The following is a 21,765-nucleotide window of genomic DNA, read 5'->3' on the forward strand; positions in this document are numbered from 1 at the left end:
CCCGCCCGGGACTCAGCAGGTCGGCCGGGAATCCCGGCCATCACCGGAAGGCTCGGACCAATGCGTACTTCGCCCAATCGCTTGATCGCCACCATCTTCGGAGCCGTCTACCTCCTGGTAGGCGTACTCGGATTCTTCGTCACCTCGGGAATCGGCTTCTTCGCCACCGAGGGCGCCAACTTGATCATTTTCGCCGTGAACCCGCTTCACAACATCATCCACTTGGCCATTGGCGCAGCCCTCCTCCTCGCCGGCATGAACAGCGTCACGTTGTCCAAGTCCATCAACACCACAGTCGGCGGCGTTTACCTGCTGGTCGGCATCGTGGGCCTGTTCCTCGTTGGAAGCTCGCTGAACATCATCGCCCTGAACGGTGCGGACAACGTCCTTCACCTCGCCAGCGCCGTGGTCCTGCTGGGCGTTGCACTGTCTCAGGACAAGGCCACCGTAGCTTCCGCCCGCGCCTGACCATCGACTCCAGAGCACCAGGACGGTAACAGCCATGGACCGCGTGAACCACCCCACCCTGAGGGCAGCCATTGTGCTGTACGTATACTTCGCTGCGATGGCGGCCGGAATGGTTGAACTGTCCCTGGCCGCCGGGTACCTCGCTGGAGCTGGCTCCGCTGCCATCGGCATGGTGGTTGCCGGCGGCGCGGCCCTCACGGCGGGCCTGGCCTTCATGGCCTGGTCGCTGTGGGGGCTGCACCGCAACTCGCTCGTCCTGGCCCGCTACGCACTCCCGGTCCTTGCCACGGCAGCGGCAGCGCACGTAGCAGTCCTCGCCGCCGGTGTTACCTCCCAGCGCTCCCTCGATGTCAGCCATTTTGCTGCCCTCGGCCTGACCCTTATGGCACTTGCCGGGGCAGGTTGGCTCAGGCGGCAACACAAGACCAACGACGGCGGCGCCCACGGCCAGCCAAGGACCGGGCGGCTTCTGGCAGCCGCGTTCGGAGCCGCCGTCGTTGTTGCTTCAGTCGCAACACCCGGACTGGCCGCGTCAATGGCCGGCCAGTACGCCGTTCCGCACGGGGAACACGGCCAGGCACCCGTCGGAGAAAACGGCCAGGGCTCCAATCCCGCCCTGGATCCGGGCCACCACCACTAGGTGGCGGTCACCGGACCGGCGCACCATCAAAACCGTGCCCACTGTTGATGGTGCGCCTGGTTCGTGGATCATGGAGCCATGGATCCCATTGAGGCGCTCGACGAAATCTCCTTCTGGCTCGAACGCAGCCAAGCCCCCACCTTCAAGGTCCAGGCCTTCCGCAAAGCGGCCGACGCCGTACGGCAACTTTCAGCCGATGAGCTTGCCCGGCTTGTGGCCAGCGGGAGGATCACCAGCGTTAAGGGCGTCGGCAGCCGCAGCGCCGAAGTAATCACGCAGGCCTTGGGCGACCGGGTCCCGGACTACCTGGCTGACCTCCGCGAGAAGGGCACCGAGGCCCTCGCGTCAGGCGGTGACACGCTCAGGGCCGCGTTGCGCGGCGACCTCCACAGCCACAGCAATTGGTCCGACGGCGGCTCGCCCATCGAAGCAATGGTGGCGGCGGCCCGCACGCTGGGACGCGAATACCTTGCCCTGACCGACCATTCCCCCAACCTCACCATCGCCAACGGCCTCAGCGTCGAAAGGCTCGAAAATCAGCTGGGGGTGGTGGACGGGATCAATTCTTCGCACGACGACTTCCGCTTGCTCAAGGGCATTGAGGTGGACATCCTGGAGGACGGCACCCTCGACCAGACCCCTGCAATGCTGGACCGGCTCGACGTCGTGGTCGCCAGTGTCCACTCAAAGCTCCGTGCCGATAAGAAGACAATGACCGAAAGGATGCTGGGCGGGATCAGCGATCCCCACACCAACGTCCTGGGACACTGCACCGGACGCCTCGTCCAAGGGTCCCGCGGCACCCGGCCCCAGTCCGAATTCGACGCCCCCAAAGTCTTCAAGGAGTGCGCCGAGTGGGGTGTCGCCGTCGAGATCAACTCGCGGCCGGAACGGCAAGACCCACCGGATGACCTCATCAAGTTGGCCCTCGACGCCGGATGCCTGTTCAGTATTGACAGCGATGCCCACGCGCCCGGCCAGCTCGACTTCCTCCAGTACGGCGCCCAGCGCGCCGAAGCCCTGGGAGTGCCCACGGAACGCATCGTCACCACATGGCCGCTGGCCCAATTGAAAGAGTGGCTCAGCCTGAAGAGATGACGCACGCAAAAGGCTCCCCCGGGAACGCTGTTCCCAGGGGAGCCTTTTTGGTCCGGCCTTAGTGGTCCACCGCCTTCTCGGCGCCGATGCCGGTCAGCGAGCGCACTTCCATTTCCGCTTGCTTGGCCGGGTCCTCGCGCCGCTTGTCCAGCACGGTTCCAAGCCAGCCCAGGAAGAAGGCCAACGGAATGGACACGATGCCCGGGTTGCTCAGCGGGAAGATGGCGAAGTTGGCGCCGGGGATCATGGACGTCTTGGCGCCGGAGACCACGGGCGAGAAAGCGATGAGCAGGATAGCGGCGGCCAGGCCGCCATACATGCTCCACACAGCGCCCTGGGTGGTGAACTTCTTCCAGAAGAGGGAGTACACGATGGTGGGCAGGTTCGCCGATGCCGCAACAGCGAAGGCGAGCGCCACCAGGAAGGCCACGTTCTGGCCGTTGGCGAAGATGCCTCCCAGGATGGCGAGGACGCCGATCACCACCACTGTACGCCGGGCAACCTTGACTTCGGTGGTGGCGTCGGCCTTGCCCTTGGAAATGACGTTTGCGTAGATGTCGTGGGCGAAGGATGCTGCCGCGGTGATGGTCAGTCCGGCCACCACCGCGAGGATGGTTGCGAAGGCCACGGCCGAGATGAATCCAAGCAGCAACGGGCCACCGAGGTGGAAGGCCAGGAGCGGTGCCGCCGAGTTCACGCCACCGGGTGCGGATTTGATGGTTTCTGCACCCACCAGGGCAGCTGCGCCGTAGCCCAGTACCAAAGTGAACAAGTAGAACAGGCCGATCAGCCAGATGGCCCACACAACGGACTTGCGGGCTTCCTTGGCCGTGGGGACGGTGTAGAAGCGCATCAGCACGTGTGGCAGGGCGGCTGTTCCGAGCACCAACGCAAGGCCCAGGGACATGAAGTCGAGCTTGGACGTTTCGGTCTTGCCGTACTGCAGGCCCGGGTTGAGGATATTCGGGTTGTTGGCTGCCTCCGCTGCAGATCCCAGCAGGCTGGAGAGGTTGAAGCCGTAGATCGCAAGCACCATGGCCGTCATGACGGCGGCACCGGCGATCAGCAGGATGGCTTTGATGATCTGCACCCAGGTGGTGCCCTTCATGCCACCGATGAGTACGTACATGATCATCAGGGCGCCGACGACGATAATCACCAGGGCTTGTCCGCCCCAGTCGCTGATACCCAGCAGGAGCGAGATCAGGCTGCCGGCACCGGCCATCTGGGCGAGGAGGTAGAAGAAGCAGACGGCGAGGGTGGACAGTGCCGCCGCAATCCGTACCGGGCGTTGCCGCAAACGGAAGGACAGGACGTCGGCCATGGTGAACTTGCCGGTATTACGGAGCAGTTCGGCCACCAGCAGCAGGGCCACCAACCAGGCGACGAGGAAGCCGATTGAGTACAGGAAGCCGTCATAGCCGTTGATGGCGATGGCGCCGGTGATACCGAGGAACGATGCCGCCGAAAGGTAGTCTCCGGCGATGGCAGTACCGTTCTGTGAGCCGGTAAAGGAACGCCCGGCTGCATAGTAGTCGGCAGCTGTCTTGTTGTTCCGGCTGGCCCTGAAGACAATCACCATGGTGACGGCGACGAAAAGGGCGAAGATGCCCATGTTCAGGAGCGTGGTGTCCTTCAGTGCGGCAACCTCGACTGCCGGGACCATGGTGGTGTTCATTTGGCTCCTCCGTGGATGACGTTGCCGTCCTTATCGAATTGGTGCCCCTCGATCTCATTGCGGATTTCGGCCGCGATGGGGTCCAGCTTCCTGTTGGAGTAGCTCACGTACCAGGCCGTGATGCCGAAAGTGGTGACGAACTGGAGCAGGCCAAGGAGCAGGCCGACGTTGATGTTGCCCCAGACTTTGGTGGACATGAAGGCGACGGCATAGTCGGCCAAGAGAACGTATGCGAAATACCACAGCAGGAAGATCACTGCCATGGGAAAGACAAAGCTGCGGTGCCGCTTGCGCAGCGTCTTGAACCGTTCCGTCTGCTGGACTTCCTGGAAGTCCACGGACGCCGTGGCGTCCTGGGGTTGGGCCTCATTACCCATGGTTCCTCCTGGTTGTGATGGTCCACATCAGCACGCGCGGCTGATGTGACTGCAATCACTATCGAATGTGCTCCGGCTTCCCATCCAGAGCTTCGCCTGTCGCCGTCGCCCAGCGGCTGCACCGCTGCGCCAAACGGTGGATTGCGCCGGGGCCAGCGGGGATGACGGGGTTCCGGGAACGCATCGGACTACGCTGGCCTTATGCCCGATTCCCCGCTCTTCACCGCCGCCGCCATCGCCGTGATCGTGCTGGCGGTGGCCGTCGTCGTGGGCGTTGGCCTGAAGGTGATCCGCTCCTTCCGGGACCTCGGAACCGACGCCGAACGCGCCACCTACACAACACTTCACGCAGCATCCCGGGCCGGGCAGCATCTTCGCGCAGGCCTTCAGCCGGCAGGGGCTGCCAAAGCCAGCAGGCAGCTGCGCGTCCTGCTGGGCTGCGATGCCTTCGCCATGACCGACACCACCTCGGTGCTTGCCTGGGACGGCGCCGCGGAGGATCTCCGGCCATCGCTGATGGGGCTCGCAGCGGAGGTCCTTGCCACCGGGCGCACCGCCGTGGTCCCCCATGTGGGCCATTCCACGAACAGAACGGGGCCCGGCTTCAGCGCTGTCATCGCTCCGATCAGGGCAGGATCAAGGATTGTCGGTTCGGTTGCGGCGTTGGCTCCTGCCGCTGGGGCGGGTCTGGTGAGGGCGACCAGTGAGGTTGCCGACTGGATTGCGGCCCAGCTGGAGCTGGCGGAGCTGGAAGCCTCAAGGACCCTGCTGATGGAGGCCGAAGTGCGGGCCCTGCGCGCACAGATCAGCCCACACTTCATCTACAACTCGCTGAACGCCATAGCTTCCTTCATCAACACAGACCCGGCCAGGGCGAGGGAACTCGTTGTGGAATTCGCCGACTTCACCAGGTACTCCTTCCGCAGGCACGGCGACTTCACCACAGTGGCGGAAGAACTTCGCTGCATCGACCGCTACCTCCTGCTGGAGCGGGCGCGCTTTGGCGAACGCGTCCAAGTCAGCCTGCGGATCGCGCCGGAAGTGTTGAGCACCGTCATCCCGTTCCTGAGCCTCCAACCGTTGGTGGAAAATGCTGTACGGCACGGTCTGGAAGCGAAGGAAGGTCCAGGACACATCACCATCTGCGCCAACGATTCCGGAGCGTTCGCCGAAGTCACCATCGAAGACGACGGCGTGGGCATGGATCCGGAGCACCTGCGGTCAGTCCTCGCCGGACATACCGATGGCGACCATGTGGGGCTGCGCAACGTCGATGCCCGACTACGACAGGTCTACGGCGATGAGCACGGACTCGTGATCGACACAGCCCCCGGCGAAGGCACCTTGATCACGCTGCGGGTCCCCAAATCGCAACCCGGCCACGACGCCTGAAGCGGCGGTTAGTCTTTAATCATGATCAACGTGCTCGTCGCCGATGACGAACTCCCGGCGGTGGAAGAACTCGCCTTCCTCCTTGGACGGGACGCGCGGATCGGCGCCATCCATCGCGCGTCCTCCGGTACCGAGGCGCTGCGCAAGCTGGAAACCGAGTCCGTGGACGCCGTCTTCCTGGACATCCATATGCCCGCCCTGTCAGGCTTGGACATTGCACGCGCCATATCCCGCAGCAGCAGCCCGCCCGCCGTCGTTTTCGTCACCGCAGACGAAGACTGCGCGCTGGAGGCCTTCGACCTCGCCGCCGTCGACTACCTGCTCAAGCCGCTCCGGGCAGAGCGGCTCGCGCGTTCGGTGGACCGGATCAGTGAACTTATCAAAGACGGCACTCCCGCCCCGGAGATGATTACCGTCGACCTTGGCAGCACCACCCGGATGATCCGGCGGGATGACGTAACGTACGTGCAGGCACAAGGTGACTACGCAAGGCTGCACACCGCCGAGGCCAGTTACCTCATCCGGGTTCCCCTCACCGATCTTGAGCAAAAATGGGCGGACGCGGGATTCATCAGGATTCACCGCTCATACCTGATCGCGCTCAACCACGTGCAACACCTCAAACTCTCCACCACCGGTCCGAGCGTCGCGGTGTCGGGTGCTGAGCTGCCCATCAGCAGGCGGCACCTGCCCTCGGTCAGGGACAAGCTCCAGTCCACCCGCATCCGGCCACAGGCATGACGCGCGTCCGCGTTACCGCACCACGTCAATCGGCCGCGCCCGCGTCCGGTCGCGTGGTGCACTCCCATGAGGCAACCGAGGACTCAGATGCCGGCCGGATCTTTGTCCGTTCCCTGATCCGCTCCCAACTCCGCCTTGCGTTGGTGGTGGCGTGCGGATTCCTGGTCATCCTCGCGGTGCTTGCGGCGATTTTGGTTTATGGGCCCGGCGTAGCGGAGACGCGCGTAATGGGCATGCGCTTGGACTGGCTGGCGCTTGGAGTTGGCATCTATCCGGTGATTGGCCTGAGCGCCTGGCTTTACAACCGGGCAGCGGCACGCAATGAAGCCCGCTACCGGGACCTGGTGGAGGACAAGTGAACCCTGCCGTCGGTTTGTTCGCTTTCCTCGCCGTGTCACTGGCGACGGCGGTCATCGGGTTTTACGGGTTGCGCGTCTCACGCACCACCAGCGACTTCTACGTGGCCTCACGCACCGTCCCTCCATGGTGGAACGCCTCCGCGATCGGCGGCGAGTACTTGTCCGCCGCAAGCTTTCTTGGGGTGGCTGGGCTGATCCTGCTCTCCGGTACCGACGCCCTCTGGTTCCCCGTGGGTTATACGGCCGGTTACCTCATGCTGTTGCTCTTCGTGGCAGCGCCCCTGCGCCGCTCCGGGGCGTACACCATCCCGGATTTCACCGAGGCCCGTCTGGACTCCGCCCTGGTCCGCCGCGTCACGAGCCTGGTGGTGGTGGCCGTCGGCTGGCTCTACATCGTTCCGCAACTGCACGGCGCGGCGCTCACCATCCGGATTACCACCGGCTTGCCGTCGTGGGTAGGTTCGACGGCGGTGGTGGCGGTTGTGTGCCTCACGGTGGTGGCAGGTGGCATGCGGTCCATCACCTTTGTCCAGGCCTTCCAGTACTGGCTGAAACTGACGGCTCTTGCCGTGCCGGTGGTGTTTATCCTGTTGGTGCTTGCCGGCAACGGCACACCACCGCAGGCGCCGTTGCCGGTCAACCCCACCGGCCAAGCCGCCGCGGGTGCCTACCAAAACATTTCGCTGCTGGTGGCTTTGCTGTTCGGAACCCTGGGCCTGCCACATGTGCTGGTACGGTTCTATACCAATCCGGACGGCCAATCTGCGCGCCGGACCACGCTAATCGTCCTGGGTTTGCTCTCCGTGTTCTACCTCTTCCCCACGCTCTCCGGCGCTTTGGGACGGATGTTCGCCCCCGAACTCGCTCAGTCCGGACAAGCCGACGCGCTGATCCTGCTCCTCCCCGGCAAGCTGATCGGCGGGGTGGCAGGCGACTTGCTCTCAGCGCTCGTGGTGGCAGGCGCGTTCGCCGCCTTCCTGTCCACAACATCGGGCCTGGTGGTGTCGCTGTCCGGCGTCATCAGCCAGGACCTGTTCGGGGGAAGCGTCAGGGGCTTCCGCCTGGCGGCGGTGATGGCCGCCGTCGTGCCTTTGGGTTTTGCTTTCATGACTGACACTTTGGCCCTTGCCGGCAGCGTCGGCCTGGTGTTCGCTTTCACCGCTTCCACTATCTGCCCTGTGCTGCTGCTGGGGATCTGGTGGCGGGGGCTGACGGACTTCGGCGCGATCGCAGGGATGATTACCGGCGCACTGCTGTGCGGGGGTGCCATGGTGGCGGGCACCCTGACAGGCGCGGGGAACGCCCCCGCCTGGCTGGCCCAGCCCGCAGCCTGGAGTGTGCCCGCAGCGTTCGCGGTGACGGTGGTTGTCTCCATCGCGACGCGGAACCGGGTGCCGGCTTCAGTTAACCGGGTGATGTCCCGGCTGCACGTACCAGAGCGGCCGGTGGCTACAGAACGCTGAAAGCTGTTGTGGGGGCAACCGCCCGGGGGGACAATGTCGCCATGTCCGAGGAATCGAACGCGGCAAACCCTGAGCCACCCACGGCCAGCCGTGCGGAGCTGTTGCCCGGCGTCCGCGCCCAACTGCTGGCCACGGAACATTGGAGCCTTCTCGCCTCACGCAGCACCACTCAGGGTGAAGTGCTCACCCGGATCAGCATGTTCCTGACGTTTACCTCGGCCAGCTTGCTCAGTGTGGCGCTGGTGGGTAATGCCACCCAGTTTTCAGATGCATTCAGGGCCTTCGCACTGACCATTCTGTGCATTGATTTGGTGGTCGGCCTGCTCACGCATATCCGGGTGATGAGCGTTGCCATGGAAGACCTCATGTATGTGATCGCCATGAACCGCCTGAGGGCCGCCTATGTTGACCTCGATCCGGGCATTGCTCCGTATCTGATGGCCGGATCCGCGGATGACGAGGAGGGGGCCAAAAGGACCTATTACTTCCTCGGAGGCCGAAGGGACTTCAACCAGGTGGCCGGAAGCAGCATGGTGTTCATGGGCGTCGTCAATGCAGCCCTGATCGCCCTGCTCACGGGGTCCGCGCTTTTGACCGCCGGACTTCCCGCAGTGGCGGCCGTCCCTGTTGCCGTCCTTGCCGCCCTGGGCTTTTTTGGCACGTCCCTGGTCCGGGGACACCATCGCTACCTGGACGTGTGGAGGAACAATCCGCCGATCTCGCCCACTCCCCCGCACCCCGGGTAAGCGTCAGTCAATGGCCGCCATGAGCTCCACGACGCGGGCGAGGAACGCATCGACCTGGGCTTCTTCGTAGCCCTCATCACCTTTGGCTGCACGGAAGACGGCCCGTCGAACGGTGTCCACGCTCAGTGGCTGATCGTTTTCCAGGTAACCGATCAACTCGACGCACAAGGCATCAACATCCTGGACGTTGTAGCTGCGGGTCCGCTTGCTTGCCGGGCGGCGGAAACGTTCACCATCGGGCCGGTGCAACCTGCCACGAAGTATCCCGGAAAGCTTCCCGATCTGCCGCAACCAGGCTTCTTCGCCCTGTTGGCTGATCAGTTCGTCCCGCTCGCGTCGCGCGAACGCATCTTCAAGGCGGTCCAGGGCGGCATCCACGCTGTGGGCGTCATAGCCGCCCTTGACGGGGTCGAAAGCCACCTCACGGACATCCACGCTGGCCACCTGGTCGGCAGCACCAACGGGGTTCTCAAACGACGTCCGTGCACGCTGAAGAAACTCGTCAACCTGCTTGGCGTTATAACCGTATTTGCTGCGCTCCACGCGGTCGAACGTCGCGGGGATCTGGCGTCGAATATCCAAGGCCACTATTTTTCCTTCATCGGTTGTCAGACGCCGCTCAGCAGCGCGAACAAAACATAGGCCACAGGGGCCGCGAACACGATCGAGTCCAGACGGTCCATCACACCACCGTGGCCCGGCAAAATACTGCTCATGTCCTTGACGCCAAGTTCCCTCTTGACCATTGACTCGGCAAGGTCCCCTGCGGTTGCTGCGGCAACCATTCCAACGGCAAGAACCAAGCCGACCCACCACGGCCGGTCAAGCAAAAAGATGCAGGCCAGGACGCCGATGAGCATGGCACCGCCTACAGATCCCGCGAACCCTTCCCATGACTTCTTGGGACTGATCTTGGGAGCCATCGGATGCTTGCCGAACGAAGCTCCCACAATGTAGCCGAAAGTGTCATTCGACACGACCAGCAGCAGCATCGAGGCAATCTGCCAGGCGCCGTCCGGGATTCCATGCGGCCAGAAGCCCACAGGGGTTGCTCCGCCGGTGGCATGCAGGGGCAGCGCAGCGAAGCTGATCAGGAACGGTATCCATGCCAGGGTGAAAACGCCGGCAAAGACGCTGCGCGGCGCACCTGCCGCGCTCTCGATGGAGCGCCAGAGCAACACCGCCACCGAGCTGGCTGTCATGGTGAAGAGCAGGCCTTCCAGACCACCAAAGTAGGCCGATACCGGCATCACCAGGCTGCCGACCATCACCGGGACGATCGGCATCCTGGTGCCTTGGGCTTCCAGGGCACGGAAAACTTCCCAAACTCCCAGGACCGCGAAGGCCGTGGTGAGCAGGACAAACCCCAGGGGCAGGAACAGCAAGCCTCCCAGGACGGCCAGCAGCATGGCAAGGCCGACGCCGATGGCCGCGGGCAGGTTGCGGCCAGCCTTGGGTGTGGGGTTCGCCCGCACACGCCGGGCGCGCTTGGGGGTATCGCGTGTCGGGACCCGTTCAGCGGGCGCCGGCTCAGCCTGGCTCATCAGACCTCGAGCAGCTCGGCTTCCTTGCGCTTGAGCAGCTCGTCGATGCTGTCGACGTGCTGCTTCGTCAGGGCATCGAGCTCCTTCTCAGCGCGCGAGCCCTCGTCTTCGCCGGCTTCGCCGTCCTTGACGAGCTTGTCCAGGGTGTCCTTTGCCTTGCGACGGATGCTTCGGATGGAGACCTTGGCGTCCTCACCCTTGCCCTTGACGATCTTCACGTATTCCTTGCGGCGCTCCTTGGTGAGCTCCGGGATGGTGACGCGGATGACGTTGCCGTCGTTGGAGGGGTTGGCCCCAACCTCGGAGTCGCTCAGTGCCTTTTCGATGTCGCGCAGGGCGGTCTTGTCGTAAGGCGTGATCAGGATTGTCCGGGCATCGGGAACACCGAAGGACGCCAGCTGCTGGAGCGGGGTAGGTGTGCCGTAGTACTCAACGATGACCTTGTTGTAGAGGCCGGGGTTGGCCCGGCCCGTACGGATCGTGGCGAAATCGTCCTTGGCTACTTCCACGGCTTTGTCCATCTTCTCGCCGGCTTCGAGTAAGGTCTCTTCGATCACGGGTTTCTCCTCAGAAATAGTTGCTGCCCAACTGCAGGCGCCAATGCACAGTAAAGATCCGCCACCAGGGGCGGACGGTCCTAGAAATATCCTAGCCCTTGCTAGGGAGTTACCAGGGTTCCCAGCGTTTCGCCCAGGATCGCCCGGGTTACATTGCCTTCGCCTTCCATGCCGAACACCACCATGGAGAGGTTGTTGTCCTTGCACATGGTCATGGCGGTCTGGTCCATGACGCGGATGTCGCGGCGCAGTGCGTCGTCGTAGCTGAGGACATCGAGCTTCTCGGCTGTGGGGTCCTTCTTGGGGTCGGCCGTGTAAACGCCGTCCACCCCGCTCTTGGCCATGAGCACGACGTCGGCGTGCACTTCCAGCGCCCGCTGCGCAGCAACGGTGTCGGTGGAGAAATACGGCAGGCCGGCGCCGGCACCGAAAATGACTACGCGGCCCTTTTCCATGTGGCGGATGGCGCGGCGGGGAATGTAGGCCTCGGCCACCTGGCCCATGGTGATGGCGCTCTGGACGCGGGTCTCCACTCCGGCCTGCTCCAGGAAGTCCTGCAACGCGAGGCAGTTCATGACGGTGCCCAGCATGCCCATGTAGTCGGCGCGGGAACGATCCATGCCGCTTTGCGACAGTTCAGCGCCCCGGAAGAAGTTGCCGCCGCCAACAACGATTGCTACTTCCACATCCGCAACGCCTGCTGCGATCTGCTTGGCAATTGCCCTGACGGTCTCGGGATCGACGCCGAGCTTGCCTCCGCCGATGACTTCGCCGGAAAGTTTCAGAAGTACACGTCGGCGGGTCTTCTCGGGCTGGATTGCAGTGTTGACGGTTTCCATGGTGCCTTCCCGTTGGTGGACTCTGGCTAGATTATCGTGCTGGGGGTCCGTGCAGGTACTACCCGGACGCGTGCATGAAAAAGGGGCGGCCACCGAAGTGACCACCCCTTTTCATGAATTACTAGTTTCCGACGCGGAAACGGGTTACTGCGGTTGCCTTGACGCCGGCTTCTTCGAGGACCTGTGCAACAGTCTTCTTGGAATCCTTGGCGAATGCCTGGTCGACCAGAACTTCACCCTTGTAGAAGCCCGTCACACGGCCTTCAACGATCTTCGAGAGTGCAGCTTCGGGCTTGCCTTCAGCCTTGGCGGTCTCTTCGGCGATGCGGCGCTCGGACTCGACCAGTTCGGCCGGGACGTCTTCGCGGGTCAGGTAGTTCGGTGCCATGGCTGCAACGTGGACAGCGATGTCGTGTGCGGCGGTGGCAGCGGCTTCGCCTTCACCGTCAACAGCGAACAGGACGCCGACCTGGGCCGGAAGGTCCTTGGACGTCTTGTGCAGGTAGGCGTCAACCGTGGTGCCCTCGACGCGGGAGATGCGACGGACGACAACCTTTTCCCCGAGGACAGCGCCCTCTTCGACGACGACCTCGGACAACGGCTTGCCGTCGACCTCGGTGGCCAGCAGGGTTTCGAGGTCGGCTGCGCCGGACTCGACTGCAACGTTGAGGACCTTGTCGGCCAGCTGGATGAACTTGTCAGCCTTGGCGACGAAGTCGGTCTCGCAGTTGACTTCGATCATTACGCCAACGCCGCCGTTGACCTTGGCAGCAACCAGGCCCTCAGCCGTGGAACGGCCTTCGCGCTTGGTGGCACCCTTGAGGCCCTTGATGCGGATGATCTCGATGGCCTTCTCAGCGTCACCGTTGGCCTCGTCAAGAGCCTTCTTGACGTCCATCATGCCGGCGCCGGTGCGCTCGCGCAGGGCCTTGATGTCAGCAGCAGTGTAGTTCGCCATGTGAACCCCTCTGTCTAGAAATTTGTGTGTTTACGTAACTGACAGGACGGCAGCCCACCGCGTGAGCCGCCATCCTGTCAGTTGCCCCGGACGCTGTCTCCAGCATCAGGGAAGGTCCAGATTTACTTGGCTTCGGCTTCGCCGGCTGCAGCTTCGGTTGCTGCCGGTGCTTCTGCTGCGGGAGCTTCTGCGGCCGGAGCCTCAGCTGCTGCTGCTTCTTCAGCCTTGCTGCCTTCGAGGAGCTCGCGCTCCCACTCGGCCAGCGGCTCTTCCGGAGCTTCGGTGGTGCCGGTTGCGCGCTGGTTGCGGGCGATGAGGCCCTCAGCCACGGCGTCGGCAACAACGCGGGTGAGCAGGTTGACGGAGCGGATGGCGTCGTCGTTGCCCGGGATCGGGAAGTCAACTTCGTCGGGATCGCAGTTGGTGTCCAGGATGGCAACAACCGGGATGTTCAGCTTCTTGGCTTCGTCAACAGCAAGGTGTTCCTTCTTGGTGTCAACAACCCACAGAACCGAGGGAGCCTTGGTCAGGTTGCGGATACCACCGAGGTTGGACTCAAGCTTGGTGAGTTCGCGCTTGAGGAGCAGGAGCTCCTTCTTGGTGTAAGCGGAGCCGGCGACGTCGTCGAAGTTGATCTCTTCGAGTTCCTTCATGCGCTGGATACGCTTGGCGACAGTCTGGAAGTTGGTGAGCATACCGCCCAACCAACGCTGGTTGACGTACGGCTGGCCAACACGGGTAGCCTGCTCGGCAATTGCTTCCTGAGCCTGCTTCTTGGTGCCGACGAACAGGACGGTGCCGCCGTGGGCGACAGTAGCCTTGACGAACTCGTAGGCGCGGTCGATGTAGGACAGCGACTGCTGAAGGTCGATGATGTAGATGCCGTTGCGTTCCGTGAAGATGAAGCGCTTCATCTTCGGGTTCCAACGACGGGTCTGGTGTCCAAAGTGGACGCCGCTGTCAAGCAGCTGGCGCATGGTTACGACGGGCATGCCGACGCTCCTTCCGGCAGGTCATTCATGAGAGAGCCCAAGGGGCTGCTCTTACCCTGCCAATAGTTGACGGTTGTTTAGCCTTTGCCCGGACGGGCGCGGCTCCTGGCATCCATTGCACTTCTCATCCGGCACGGAACCAAAGGCTCCACCGGACCGCAAGAGGCACAATCCTCCGCAGCCTGAAACCGTGGGCTTCGCTGAAGGAGGGCTGGATACGCGTAGTCAGCCTGGGACCCCCACACATCTGAATGAGACATGTTCCTGAACAAGCTTGAGGGCACAGCAAACTGCTCCACCAAGTGTACTACAGCGATACCGGCCAGCCGACCGCCCATCACCGGCAGTTGTCCACATACCGGCTCCCCGGGATAGCCCGGGGATCACACAAACGGAAGGCTGGGTCCATGCCCTTCCTGAAGCTCCCAGCATCCATGCTCCTTGCCCTCATCATCCTCTCCGGGTCAGACACCGCCCCTACCGCTCCCCAAGGGCGATGGAGCTGGCCGCTGTCCCCCAAACCGGGCGTTCTACGGATGTTCGACCCTCCGGACAAACCGTGGCTGAGCGGGCATCGCGGCGTGGATTTGGGCCCAGCGCCCGACGGCGGACAGGTCACCGCGCCATCCGACGGCGTAGTGACCTTCGCCGGCGTCGTGGTTGACCGCCCTGTCCTCACCATCGATCACGGTGAAGGGCTCAGGAGCAGCTTTGAACCCGTGGCCAGCGAACTCAAGCCCGGCGACCACGTGGCCAGGGGACAACCGGTCGGCACCGTCCAGCCGGGACACTGCGAAAGGGGAATCTGCCTGCACTGGGGCGTTCGACGCGGCGAGGAATACCTCAATCCATTGGCCTTTGTGTCCGACCTGCGCCCATCGGTGCTGCTGCCGCTGGATTGAGGCCCCGCCTGCCGTCCACAGAAGTTCTAGACGATGGCAGACACACCCGTGATCGCGCGCCCGGTCACAAGCGTGTTGATTTCGTGTGTGCCCTCGTAGGAGTAGATCGCCTCGGCATCGGAGAAGATCTTGGCCATGCCATAGTCCGTCACGATGCCATTGCCGCCGAGGATACTGCGACCCAAGGCGACACTTTCACGCATACGGGCAGTGGTGAAAGCCTTGGCCAGGGCCGACTGCTCGTCCTTCGCCACGCCTGCGTCCTCGAGCTGCGCAAGCCGCACCATCATGCCCATCGAGGCCACAGTGTTGCCCAGGATCTGCACCAACTGGTTCTGCACCAACTGGAACGCTGCCAACGGGCGCCCGAATTGCTGGCGCTCCACCGCGTAACTGCGTGCAACGTCAAAGGCGGCCATCTGAAGTCCTACAGCCTGCCACGCCACAGCCAGGCGCGTGACCTTCAGGACCTTGTTGGTATCGCGGAAGCTGTTGCCGTTGGCCAGCTTGAAGAAGTCCGGCACCACCACGTTGTCCAGCGTGATGTCAGCGTTCTGGACCGTGCGAAGGGAGATCTTGTTCTCGATCTTGCTGGCGGAGTAGCCGGGCAAGGTGGTGTCCACCAGGAATGCCTTCACCTGGTTGTCGGCCACATCCTTGGCATAGATGACCACCCAGTCCGAGAAAGTGGCGTTGCCGATCCAGCGCTTGGCGCCGTCAAGGATCCAGGTGTCGCCGTCACGCCGCGCCGTCGTACGGGTTCCGCCGGCAACATCCGAACCACCCAGGGGCTCGGTCAGGCCAAAGGCGCCGATCTTCTTGAGGGAGTAGATGTCAGGCAGCCACGCGTCCTTCTGTTCCTGCGATGCCAGGGCTTCAATCGACCCCGTGAAGAGGCCATCGTGGACGCCCATGAAAGTGGCAATGGAAGCATCCGCACGGGTGACTTCGGCGTGGAGCATGCCGGCAAAGAGGTTGGAGTATCCCTGCCGCCGCACCGGGCTGACAAGGTCCAATTCGCCGAGCTTGGGAATGAGGTCCATGGGGAATTCGCCGCGGTTCCAGCAATCCACCGCGATCGGCTTGACTTCGCGGGCAAGGAATTCCCGGACTTCGGCCAAGCGGTCCTGTTCCTTACCTGTCAGCAACTGCTCAAAGGCATAGAAGTCACCGTCGGCGTAGGGAAGATTGGTGGCGTCGAATGCAGTGTTGGACATGTTCGCTCCTTCAAGGGTGGTCACCTGCGACCACGTCAAGGCCCGGAAGGACTGCGCTGCGACCCGGAAGTCCGCAGGGCAGCCAAGTTACCGGCGAGTAATAAGTTACTGATCAGTAACATACCGCATGAGGCAACCTCCCGCAACGAAAAAATCCCCCTTGCCGACTTTGCGTCGGCAAGGGGGATTTTCTTCCGGTAGGGCTACTCGGACTTGAACCGAGGACCTTAGGATTATGAGTCCCGCGCTCTAACCAGCTGAGCTATAGCCCCGTGATGCCCCGAACAAACCACCGTGAAGCAGCCGTTCCGGGCAAAGCACTCTAGCAATACTAATAGCTAAAAGGAGTGCTGTGGTCACACCACCATGTCCTCGTAGGAGGCGCCCCGGTAAAGGTCCTCGAAGGTCTGGAGCGTGCCGTTGATGCTGTGGGGCTCCACCATTTCGCGGCTCATCTTGCCCATGGCCTCCAGCTCATCCTTGGGAAGCCCGACCAGCTTGGTGATCTTCGCTGCGAGCTCGGAGCTGTTGTTGGGGGTAAAGAGGTATCCGTTTTCGCCATCCCGGACCAGGTGCGGCAAGGCCATCGCATCGGCCAGCAGCACGGGGGTGGAAGCGGACATGGCCTCCAACGTCACCAAGGACTGGAGTTCTGCGGTGCCGGGCATGCAGAAAATGTCGGCCTTGATGTAGGCCTCGCGCAGGTCCTCGTCGCTTGCGAGTCCCAGGAACTTCACCCGGTCCCCCAGCCCAAGCCGGGCAACCTGTGCTTCCAGAGCGGGACGGACTTCTCCACCGCCCACAATTTCCAGGTGGATGTTCAAGTCCTTGGGTGTTTTGGCCACAGCATCGATCAGCACATCGATGTGCTTTTCCTCGGCAAGGCGCCCCACGAAGAGAACGGTGGGATGGTTGTGCGGTTCAATGACTTCACCGGGGTGGAGTTCATAGGCTGACGAGTCGATGCCGTTGGACAGCGGCAGGACTTTGCGCAGGAAGGCGTGCTGGTGCATGGCCTTGGCCGCCAGCGGCGTAGGCGTCGTGACCACATCCGCCTGCCCCATGACCTTGCCCATGTCCTTCCAGGAGATGCGGCCCACGATGTCCTTGAACCACTGCGGGAACGGAAGGAATGGATTCAGGTTCTCGGGCATGAAGTGGTTTGTTGCAATAATCCGGATGCCCCGCTTGACGGCCTCGTAAAGGACGTGTTCACCGATCATGTAGTGGCTTTGGATGTGCACGACATCGGGCTGCACCTTGTCGAACAGCAGGCTGATTTCCTTCTTGATCTCCCAAGGGAAACAGATACGGAAGTATTCGTGGGTGAAGACGCCGTGGGAGCGCAGGCGGTGCACGGTGGCTTCGTCGCGGAATTCCGTGTAGCTCTTGCCCGAATCCGGACGGCAGGCCAACACGTGAACGTTGTGTCCGCGTGCCGTCATCCCCTTGGCCAGTCGGTAGCCGAACTGGGCGGCTCCGTTGACGTGCGGCGGGTAGGTGTCCGCAGCTATCAGGATGGTGAGGGGCTTGTTGGTGTCGGGAATGGTCACGTGGAGAACTCCTGATGGTCACGGTGCGGACAGCGTTGCTTTTGGCAATGCTGCGGTGTCGCCGGTTTGCCGCCCGCAAAAGCGGTGGCGCAAGGTAAAGATCTGCCCTAGGCCTTCCGGCTGGCAGCCGCCTTCGCGTCCTTCTTGCGCTTGGTGACTTCCGGATGGTGCCGGCTCAGGGCAATAACACCCACGATAGCAAGCGTAGCGGCCGCTGCCATGGCGATCGCCATCACGGCGTGGACATCAGGACGAAGCTCACCAAGAATGATGATGCCGATTGCAATGCCCACCATCGGGTCAATCACCGTCAACCCGGCGATCACGAGGTCCGGCGGCCCGCCCGAGTAAGCACTCTGGACGAACCAGGACCCCAGGCCGCCCGCTGCCACGATGGCGATCAGCGTGTACCACTGAACATTGAGCAGGAACATGCCATTGGGATCCAGCAAGTGCTTGCCGATGATGCGCGTGAGGACTGCGACAAAGCCAAACAGGACACCCGCGCCAAGGATGTAAATGAAGGCGCTCATCCGGTGTTTGAACAAGACAGCCAGGGTGCCGAAAATGCCGACTGCCAGGGCAAGGAGCAGTACGATCGTCAGCTCATCGTCACCGCTGACATGGTGGTTTTCCTGGGTGACGAAGACGGCCAGCAGCACAAACAGCGCAGAGCCGGTGACACAGGCGCTGATCGCCACAACTGTTGCCCGGTTGATGCTCAGGCCCTGGTCCTTGGCGTTGACCACCGTAGTAATGACCAGCGCAATCGCCCCGATCGGTTGCACCACGGTCAGGGGTGCAGACACGAGCGCTATGGCATTCATCACCATGCCCAAGGCAAGGAACAACAGGCCCAGCATCCAGCGCGGATTCCGCAGGAGCCGCAGAAAGCCATTGGAACTCAGCGCAAGTCCACCAGTATCGGCTTTCACCGCGCTCCCCTGCCGCTGGGCGCCAATGGCGAGGAAGAAGGCCCCAAGTACCGCCAGGCAAACCGCCAGCCAGACCATCAGCCGAGTCCGCCGTCGTCGGTTTTCAATTCTTTTCCTTTACGCAGGATGGCCCAGAAGTAGTTGTACGCAGCGATCCAGTGGCCGGCCAGGCCCAGGCCCAGGAACGTCCAGGCCGCCACGAAATATACCTCGGTCAGGGGAATGGGTAGTTTGGAAAGGACGAGCAACGGCGTACCTACCAGCAGCAGGGCGGTGCGGATTTTCCCAATGATGCTCACGGGAAGATCCGGGTGGCTCCTGAAATAGATCAACGATGCAATCGCCAGGATCGCGTCCGGCACCAGAAGCGCCGCCAGGTACCACCACTGCACGACGCCGGCAATCGCCAAGGTGAATGCCACGGCCAGGAGCGCGGCCCGGTCGGCCATCGGGTCCAGGATCCTGCCCAACTTGGAGGTCTGGTCGAACCGCCTGGCGATATATCCGTCCACCCAGTCCGTGCTGCCCATGATGACAAGCACGAGGACTGCAAAGCCGTACTCCTGCTCAGCCAGCACAAGCCAGACAAAAAGCGGCACGCCCATGAAACGCAGGACGGTGAGGATATTGGGGACAGTGAAGATGAGGTCATGGTCGACCTGCGGACGATCCGGGTGCGAACCAGCGCCGATCAGCCTCATGTGTCCCCCTTCCTCATGTTCAATATCCGGCGCCCAAAATACTGCTACTTCTTCAGCAGCTTCCTCAGCGCAACCACGAAGACCACCGCGGCGGTGGCGAAAGCTGCAAGGTCTTTCCAGTGCGCGGCCATCCGCTCACTGACGCTTGGCGGAACGGAGTCGCCGAGGTCGGCAAATTTCGCGGTGGCAAATTCCTTGCCCTCCTGGAACCTGATGGTGGCGCTCTCGAGCAGAGCCTGGCCCTGCTTCTTGACGTCCAGCTGTTCGCCCAGCTCATCGCGGACTCCCGTAAGGTGCTCACGGCGCCTCTTCAGTCGGGATCGAAGCTCGGCTTCCGTGGGCGCCTTGACGGCATCGGCTTCCTTGGCGGCTTCCTTTGCTGCCTTTTCGGCCTTGGCCTTCTCGGCTGCGGCTTCCTTTTCGGCTTTGGCGGCCTTGGCGGCAGGTGAGTTCGGGTCGAGGATCGACTCGTCGAAGGCTGAACCTTCCTTGGCGATCCCAAGGTCATGCTTGATGCCCCGGATGGTGTCCTCGGGTACCAACGGCATGGCCTTCTTGAACTTGGCGATACCGATCAGTGATGCGATGGCGACGACCACAAGGAAGAACGCTGAGACGAGCAACGCGGCGAGCCAGCCAGGCATGATGGTGGCCAGGCCCAGAATGGCTGCCACCACCAGCGCGATAACCAGCAGCGCCAGAAAAACGAGGGCGACGCCGAAGAAGGCGCCGGCCACGCCAAGCTGGGTGGCCTTGCGTTTGAGTTCCACCTTGGCAAGGGCGATCTCATCATTGATTTGCCGTGGGGCCAAGCGTGCAACGAGCTTGAGGGTCTTCGGCAAAGTACGAATGGCTGGTCCTTGACTGGTCCGGCCGGTGTGACGTCCACTCATGGGTTCCGCCTAACTGCTTCCTCTTGGCATCGTGTCGGGCGAACGCAGCGGAAAACTCCACTGCGGACACCTGTCCTCAAAGCTATCATTCAGGCTCCTGCTGAACTTTCGGTCCCGCGCTCCGGCGCGCCCGTCATAGCAGCAATAAATATGATCTGGGCCATAGGATAGATGATCGTGACCCCTCCCATTGCTCCGGGCGATTCCCTGAGCCGACGCGAAAAACTTGTCTACATTCTCCTCCTGGGCGCTTTGACGGCCCTGGGCCCCTTCACCATCGACCTCTACCTTCCGGCGTTCCCGGCCCTGGAGTCGAGCTTCAATGTCTCGGAAGCTGCAATCCAGCTCACCCTGACCGGAACGACTGTCGGCTTCGGCGTCGGCCAGCTGGTGGTGGGACCGTTCAGCGACAAGGTGGGCCGCAGGCTCCCGCTGATCCTGGCCACAGCCGTGCACATCGGCTCTTCCTTGGGCGCGGCGCTGGCAACCGACATCGGCATGCTCTCCGTATTCCGCGTGCTCATGGGAATCGGGGCCGCCGGAGGTGGCGTAGTGGCCATGGCAATGGTCAGGGACCTTTTCCACGGGTACTCCATGGTGCGGATGTTCTCCCGCATGTCCCTGGTCAACGGGCTCGCTCCCATCCTGGCCCCGGTGATCGGGTCACAACTGCTCCTCGTATTTCCGTGGCCCGGAATTTTCTACTTCCTGGCGTGCTACGGCTTGCTGGTCATCATTGCCTCCATTTTCTTTATCCGGGAAACCTTGCCTGCCGAACAGCGTGGCAAGTCCACAGTGACGGTTGGACAGCGTTACAAGAAGGTACTTACGGACCGGATTTTTGTGGGCATGGTGCTGGTGGGCAGCCTGAACTTCGGCGGCCTGTTCGCCTATCTGTCCGCGTCCACCTTCCTCTTCCAGAAGGTCTACGGCTTCTCGCCCCAGGAATACGGCATCCTGTTCGGCATCAACTCACTCGGTATTGTGGCCGGCGTCCAGATCAGTTCGCGTCTGATCCGGCGCATGGCCCCGCAGTGGATTGTGGCCGGAGCAACGCTGTTCATGTTGTGCATGTCCGTTGTGATCATCGTGCTGGATCTGTTCCAGGTGGGGCTGTGGGGAACGTTGATTCCTTTGTGGTTCTACATCTGCGCCACCGGGTTCATGTTCCCGTGCGTCCAGGTGTTGTCCCTGGCTAACCACGGCGCACAGGCGGGCACGGCGGCCTCACTCCTTGGTGCTTCGCAGTTCATGATGGCGGGCATCGTTCCACCGGTGGTGGGATGGTTGGGGGTCACTTCCGCCGTCCCCATGGGCGCCGTGATGGCCGTCTGCATTACGGGCTCCATGACTGCCCTTTGGTTGGTGGTGCGGCCCCGGACCGTGCCCTCCATCCACTAGCGGCCATCCACTAGCGGCCATCCATCAACTGCACCGTAGGCTGTCACCATGACGAACAAACCGCACCGCAATGGCAGGGGCCTCTTTCTCGGTGCGATGCTGGGCGCGGTGGCCGGGGCACTCATCGGCCGTGCTGCAGGAAGCCCGGTGTTCGGTGCGTTGCTGGGTGCCGTGATCGGCGCCGCGGTTCTCTACCGCATCAACCCGGGACCCTGGAATCGTGACTAAACGGGAATCGTGACTAAGCGGAAACCGTGACCAAGCGGCCTCCGCTGCCGGCCGTCCGGCGTCGAACGTTCCAAACTCTCCCC

At 62.7% G+C, this 21,765-nt stretch carries 24 protein-coding genes and 1 tRNA gene; 11 read left to right on the forward strand and 14 right to left on the reverse strand.

Going from position 1 to position 21,765, the window contains the following annotated elements; genetic code table 11:
• The first annotated feature begins 60 nt into the window (after positions 1-60).
• The 3 genes from IEY62_RS05280 (at position 61) to IEY62_RS05290 (ending at position 2,206) form a co-directional block, all read left to right on the forward strand.
• Positions 61-468 carry a DUF4383 domain-containing protein gene (locus IEY62_RS05280; RefSeq protein WP_189014698.1) on the forward strand — a complete coding sequence of 136 codons (408 nt, stop codon included), beginning with the start codon at positions 61-63 and terminating at the stop codon, positions 466-468.
• 34 nt (positions 469-502) lie between these two features.
• Positions 503-1,108 carry a hypothetical protein gene (locus IEY62_RS05285; protein WP_189014700.1) on the forward strand — a complete coding sequence of 202 codons (606 nt, stop codon included), beginning with the start codon at positions 503-505 and terminating at the stop codon, positions 1,106-1,108.
• Between the two features lie 78 nt (positions 1,109-1,186).
• Positions 1,187-2,206 carry a PHP domain-containing protein gene (locus IEY62_RS05290; RefSeq protein ID WP_189014702.1) on the forward strand — a complete coding sequence of 340 codons (1,020 nt, stop codon included), beginning with the start codon at positions 1,187-1,189 and terminating at the stop codon, positions 2,204-2,206.
• A 58-nt stretch (positions 2,207-2,264) separates the two neighbouring features.
• Here the strand turns inward: IEY62_RS05290 and IEY62_RS05295 are convergent, their stop codons facing one another.
• Positions 2,265-3,884 (reverse strand): solute symporter family protein, encoded by a 1,620-nt coding sequence (locus IEY62_RS05295; RefSeq protein WP_189014704.1) that lies wholly within the window; start codon positions 3,882-3,884, stop codon positions 2,265-2,267.
• A complete protein-coding gene (locus tag IEY62_RS05300; RefSeq protein ID WP_189014706.1) occupies positions 3,881-4,261 on the reverse strand; it encodes a DUF485 domain-containing protein in 381 nt (126 codons plus the stop codon). The genes IEY62_RS05295 and IEY62_RS05300 overlap by 4 nt, the downstream gene beginning before the upstream one ends.
• Positions 4,262-4,462: 201 nt before the next feature.
• Between IEY62_RS05300 and IEY62_RS05305 the strand changes: the two genes are divergently transcribed.
• The 5 genes from IEY62_RS05305 to IEY62_RS05325 are packed head-to-tail and all read left to right on the forward strand — an operon-like array spanning position 4,463 to position 8,962.
• Positions 4,463-5,653, forward strand: a complete 1,191-nt coding sequence (locus IEY62_RS05305) for a sensor histidine kinase (protein ID WP_189014708.1) — start codon at positions 4,463-4,465, stop codon at positions 5,651-5,653.
• A 21-nt stretch (positions 5,654-5,674) separates the two neighbouring features.
• On the forward strand, positions 5,675-6,394 hold the full coding sequence (locus IEY62_RS05310; protein WP_189014710.1) for a LytR/AlgR family response regulator transcription factor: 720 nt from the start codon (positions 5,675-5,677) through the stop codon (positions 6,392-6,394).
• Positions 6,391-6,753, forward strand: a complete 363-nt coding sequence (locus IEY62_RS05315; protein WP_189014711.1) for a hypothetical protein — start codon at positions 6,391-6,393, stop codon at positions 6,751-6,753. Before IEY62_RS05310 ends, IEY62_RS05315 begins: the two co-directional genes overlap by 4 nt.
• A complete protein-coding gene (locus IEY62_RS05320; protein ID WP_189014712.1) occupies positions 6,750-8,216 on the forward strand; it encodes a sodium/solute symporter in 1,467 nt (488 codons plus the stop codon). The genes IEY62_RS05315 and IEY62_RS05320 overlap by 4 nt, the downstream gene beginning before the upstream one ends.
• Positions 8,217-8,257: 41 nt before the next feature.
• Entirely contained in the window at positions 8,258-8,962 is a 705-nt protein-coding gene (locus tag IEY62_RS05325; RefSeq protein WP_189014713.1) for a hypothetical protein, read from the forward strand.
• 3 nt (positions 8,963-8,965) lie between these two features.
• On the opposite strand, the gene IEY62_RS05330 is transcribed toward IEY62_RS05325, so the two are convergent.
• The 6 genes from IEY62_RS05330 to rpsB form a co-directional block, all read right to left on the reverse strand.
• On the reverse strand, positions 8,966-9,550 hold the full coding sequence (locus IEY62_RS05330) for a DivIVA domain-containing protein (protein WP_189014714.1): 585 nt from the start codon (positions 9,548-9,550) through the stop codon (positions 8,966-8,968).
• Between the two features lie 20 nt (positions 9,551-9,570).
• On the reverse strand, positions 9,571-10,506 hold the full coding sequence (locus IEY62_RS05335; RefSeq protein ID WP_189014715.1) for a phosphatidate cytidylyltransferase: 936 nt from the start codon (positions 10,504-10,506) through the stop codon (positions 9,571-9,573).
• A complete protein-coding gene (frr, locus tag IEY62_RS05340; protein ID WP_018777486.1) occupies positions 10,506-11,063 on the reverse strand; it encodes a ribosome recycling factor in 558 nt (185 codons plus the stop codon). The genes IEY62_RS05335 and frr overlap by 1 nt, the downstream gene beginning before the upstream one ends.
• A gap of 101 nt (positions 11,064-11,164) precedes the next feature.
• Positions 11,165-11,902 (reverse strand): UMP kinase, encoded by a 738-nt coding sequence (gene pyrH / locus IEY62_RS05345; protein ID WP_018777485.1) that lies wholly within the window; start codon positions 11,900-11,902, stop codon positions 11,165-11,167.
• 121 nt (positions 11,903-12,023) lie between these two features.
• On the reverse strand, positions 12,024-12,860 hold the full coding sequence (gene tsf / locus IEY62_RS05350) for a translation elongation factor Ts (protein ID WP_011774217.1): 837 nt from the start codon (positions 12,858-12,860) through the stop codon (positions 12,024-12,026).
• A gap of 122 nt (positions 12,861-12,982) precedes the next feature.
• A complete protein-coding gene (gene rpsB, locus IEY62_RS05355) occupies positions 12,983-13,852 on the reverse strand; it encodes a 30S ribosomal protein S2 (RefSeq protein WP_189014716.1) in 870 nt (289 codons plus the stop codon).
• A gap of 407 nt (positions 13,853-14,259) precedes the next feature.
• Between rpsB and IEY62_RS05360 the strand changes: the two genes are divergently transcribed.
• The gene (locus tag IEY62_RS05360; protein WP_189014718.1) at positions 14,260-14,754 is read left to right on the forward strand and encodes a M23 family metallopeptidase; all 495 of its coding nucleotides are present in this window, start codon (positions 14,260-14,262) and stop codon (positions 14,752-14,754) included.
• Positions 14,755-14,780: 26 nt separating this feature from the next.
• Here the strand turns inward: IEY62_RS05360 and IEY62_RS05365 are convergent, their stop codons facing one another.
• The 6 genes from IEY62_RS05365 to IEY62_RS05390 form a co-directional block, all read right to left on the reverse strand.
• Complete coding sequence (locus IEY62_RS05365) at positions 14,781-15,971, reverse strand: acyl-CoA dehydrogenase family protein (RefSeq protein WP_189014720.1); 1,191 nt, start codon at positions 15,969-15,971, stop codon at positions 14,781-14,783.
• Between the two features lie 198 nt (positions 15,972-16,169).
• A tRNA-Ile gene (locus IEY62_RS05370) sits at positions 16,170-16,243 on the reverse strand.
• Positions 16,244-16,327: 84 nt separating this feature from the next.
• On the reverse strand, positions 16,328-17,524 hold the full coding sequence (locus IEY62_RS05375; protein WP_189014722.1) for a glycosyltransferase: 1,197 nt from the start codon (positions 17,522-17,524) through the stop codon (positions 16,328-16,330).
• A 107-nt stretch (positions 17,525-17,631) separates the two neighbouring features.
• A complete protein-coding gene (locus IEY62_RS05380) occupies positions 17,632-18,537 on the reverse strand; it encodes a DMT family transporter (RefSeq protein ID WP_189014724.1) in 906 nt (301 codons plus the stop codon).
• A complete protein-coding gene (locus IEY62_RS05385) occupies positions 18,537-19,160 on the reverse strand; it encodes a CDP-alcohol phosphatidyltransferase family protein (protein WP_189014726.1) in 624 nt (207 codons plus the stop codon). Before IEY62_RS05385 ends, IEY62_RS05380 begins: the two co-directional genes overlap by 1 nt.
• 44 nt (positions 19,161-19,204) lie before the next feature.
• A complete protein-coding gene (locus IEY62_RS05390; RefSeq protein WP_189014728.1) occupies positions 19,205-20,053 on the reverse strand; it encodes a phage holin family protein in 849 nt (282 codons plus the stop codon).
• 171 nt (positions 20,054-20,224) lie between these two features.
• Here IEY62_RS05390 and IEY62_RS05395 point away from each other — a divergent pair, with 171 nt between their 5' ends.
• Positions 20,225-21,454, forward strand: a complete 1,230-nt coding sequence (locus IEY62_RS05395) for a multidrug effflux MFS transporter (RefSeq protein WP_189014730.1) — start codon at positions 20,225-20,227, stop codon at positions 21,452-21,454.
• Positions 21,455-21,502: 48 nt separating this feature from the next.
• Positions 21,503-21,682 carry a glycine zipper domain-containing protein gene (locus tag IEY62_RS05400; RefSeq protein WP_189014732.1) on the forward strand — a complete coding sequence of 60 codons (180 nt, stop codon included), beginning with the start codon at positions 21,503-21,505 and terminating at the stop codon, positions 21,680-21,682.
• The last annotated feature ends 83 nt before the right edge of the window (positions 21,683-21,765 follow it).

Source organism: Paenarthrobacter histidinolovorans, assembly GCF_014647595.1.
In the GTDB taxonomy this organism is placed as follows: domain Bacteria; phylum Actinomycetota; class Actinomycetes; order Actinomycetales; family Micrococcaceae; genus Arthrobacter; species Arthrobacter histidinolovorans.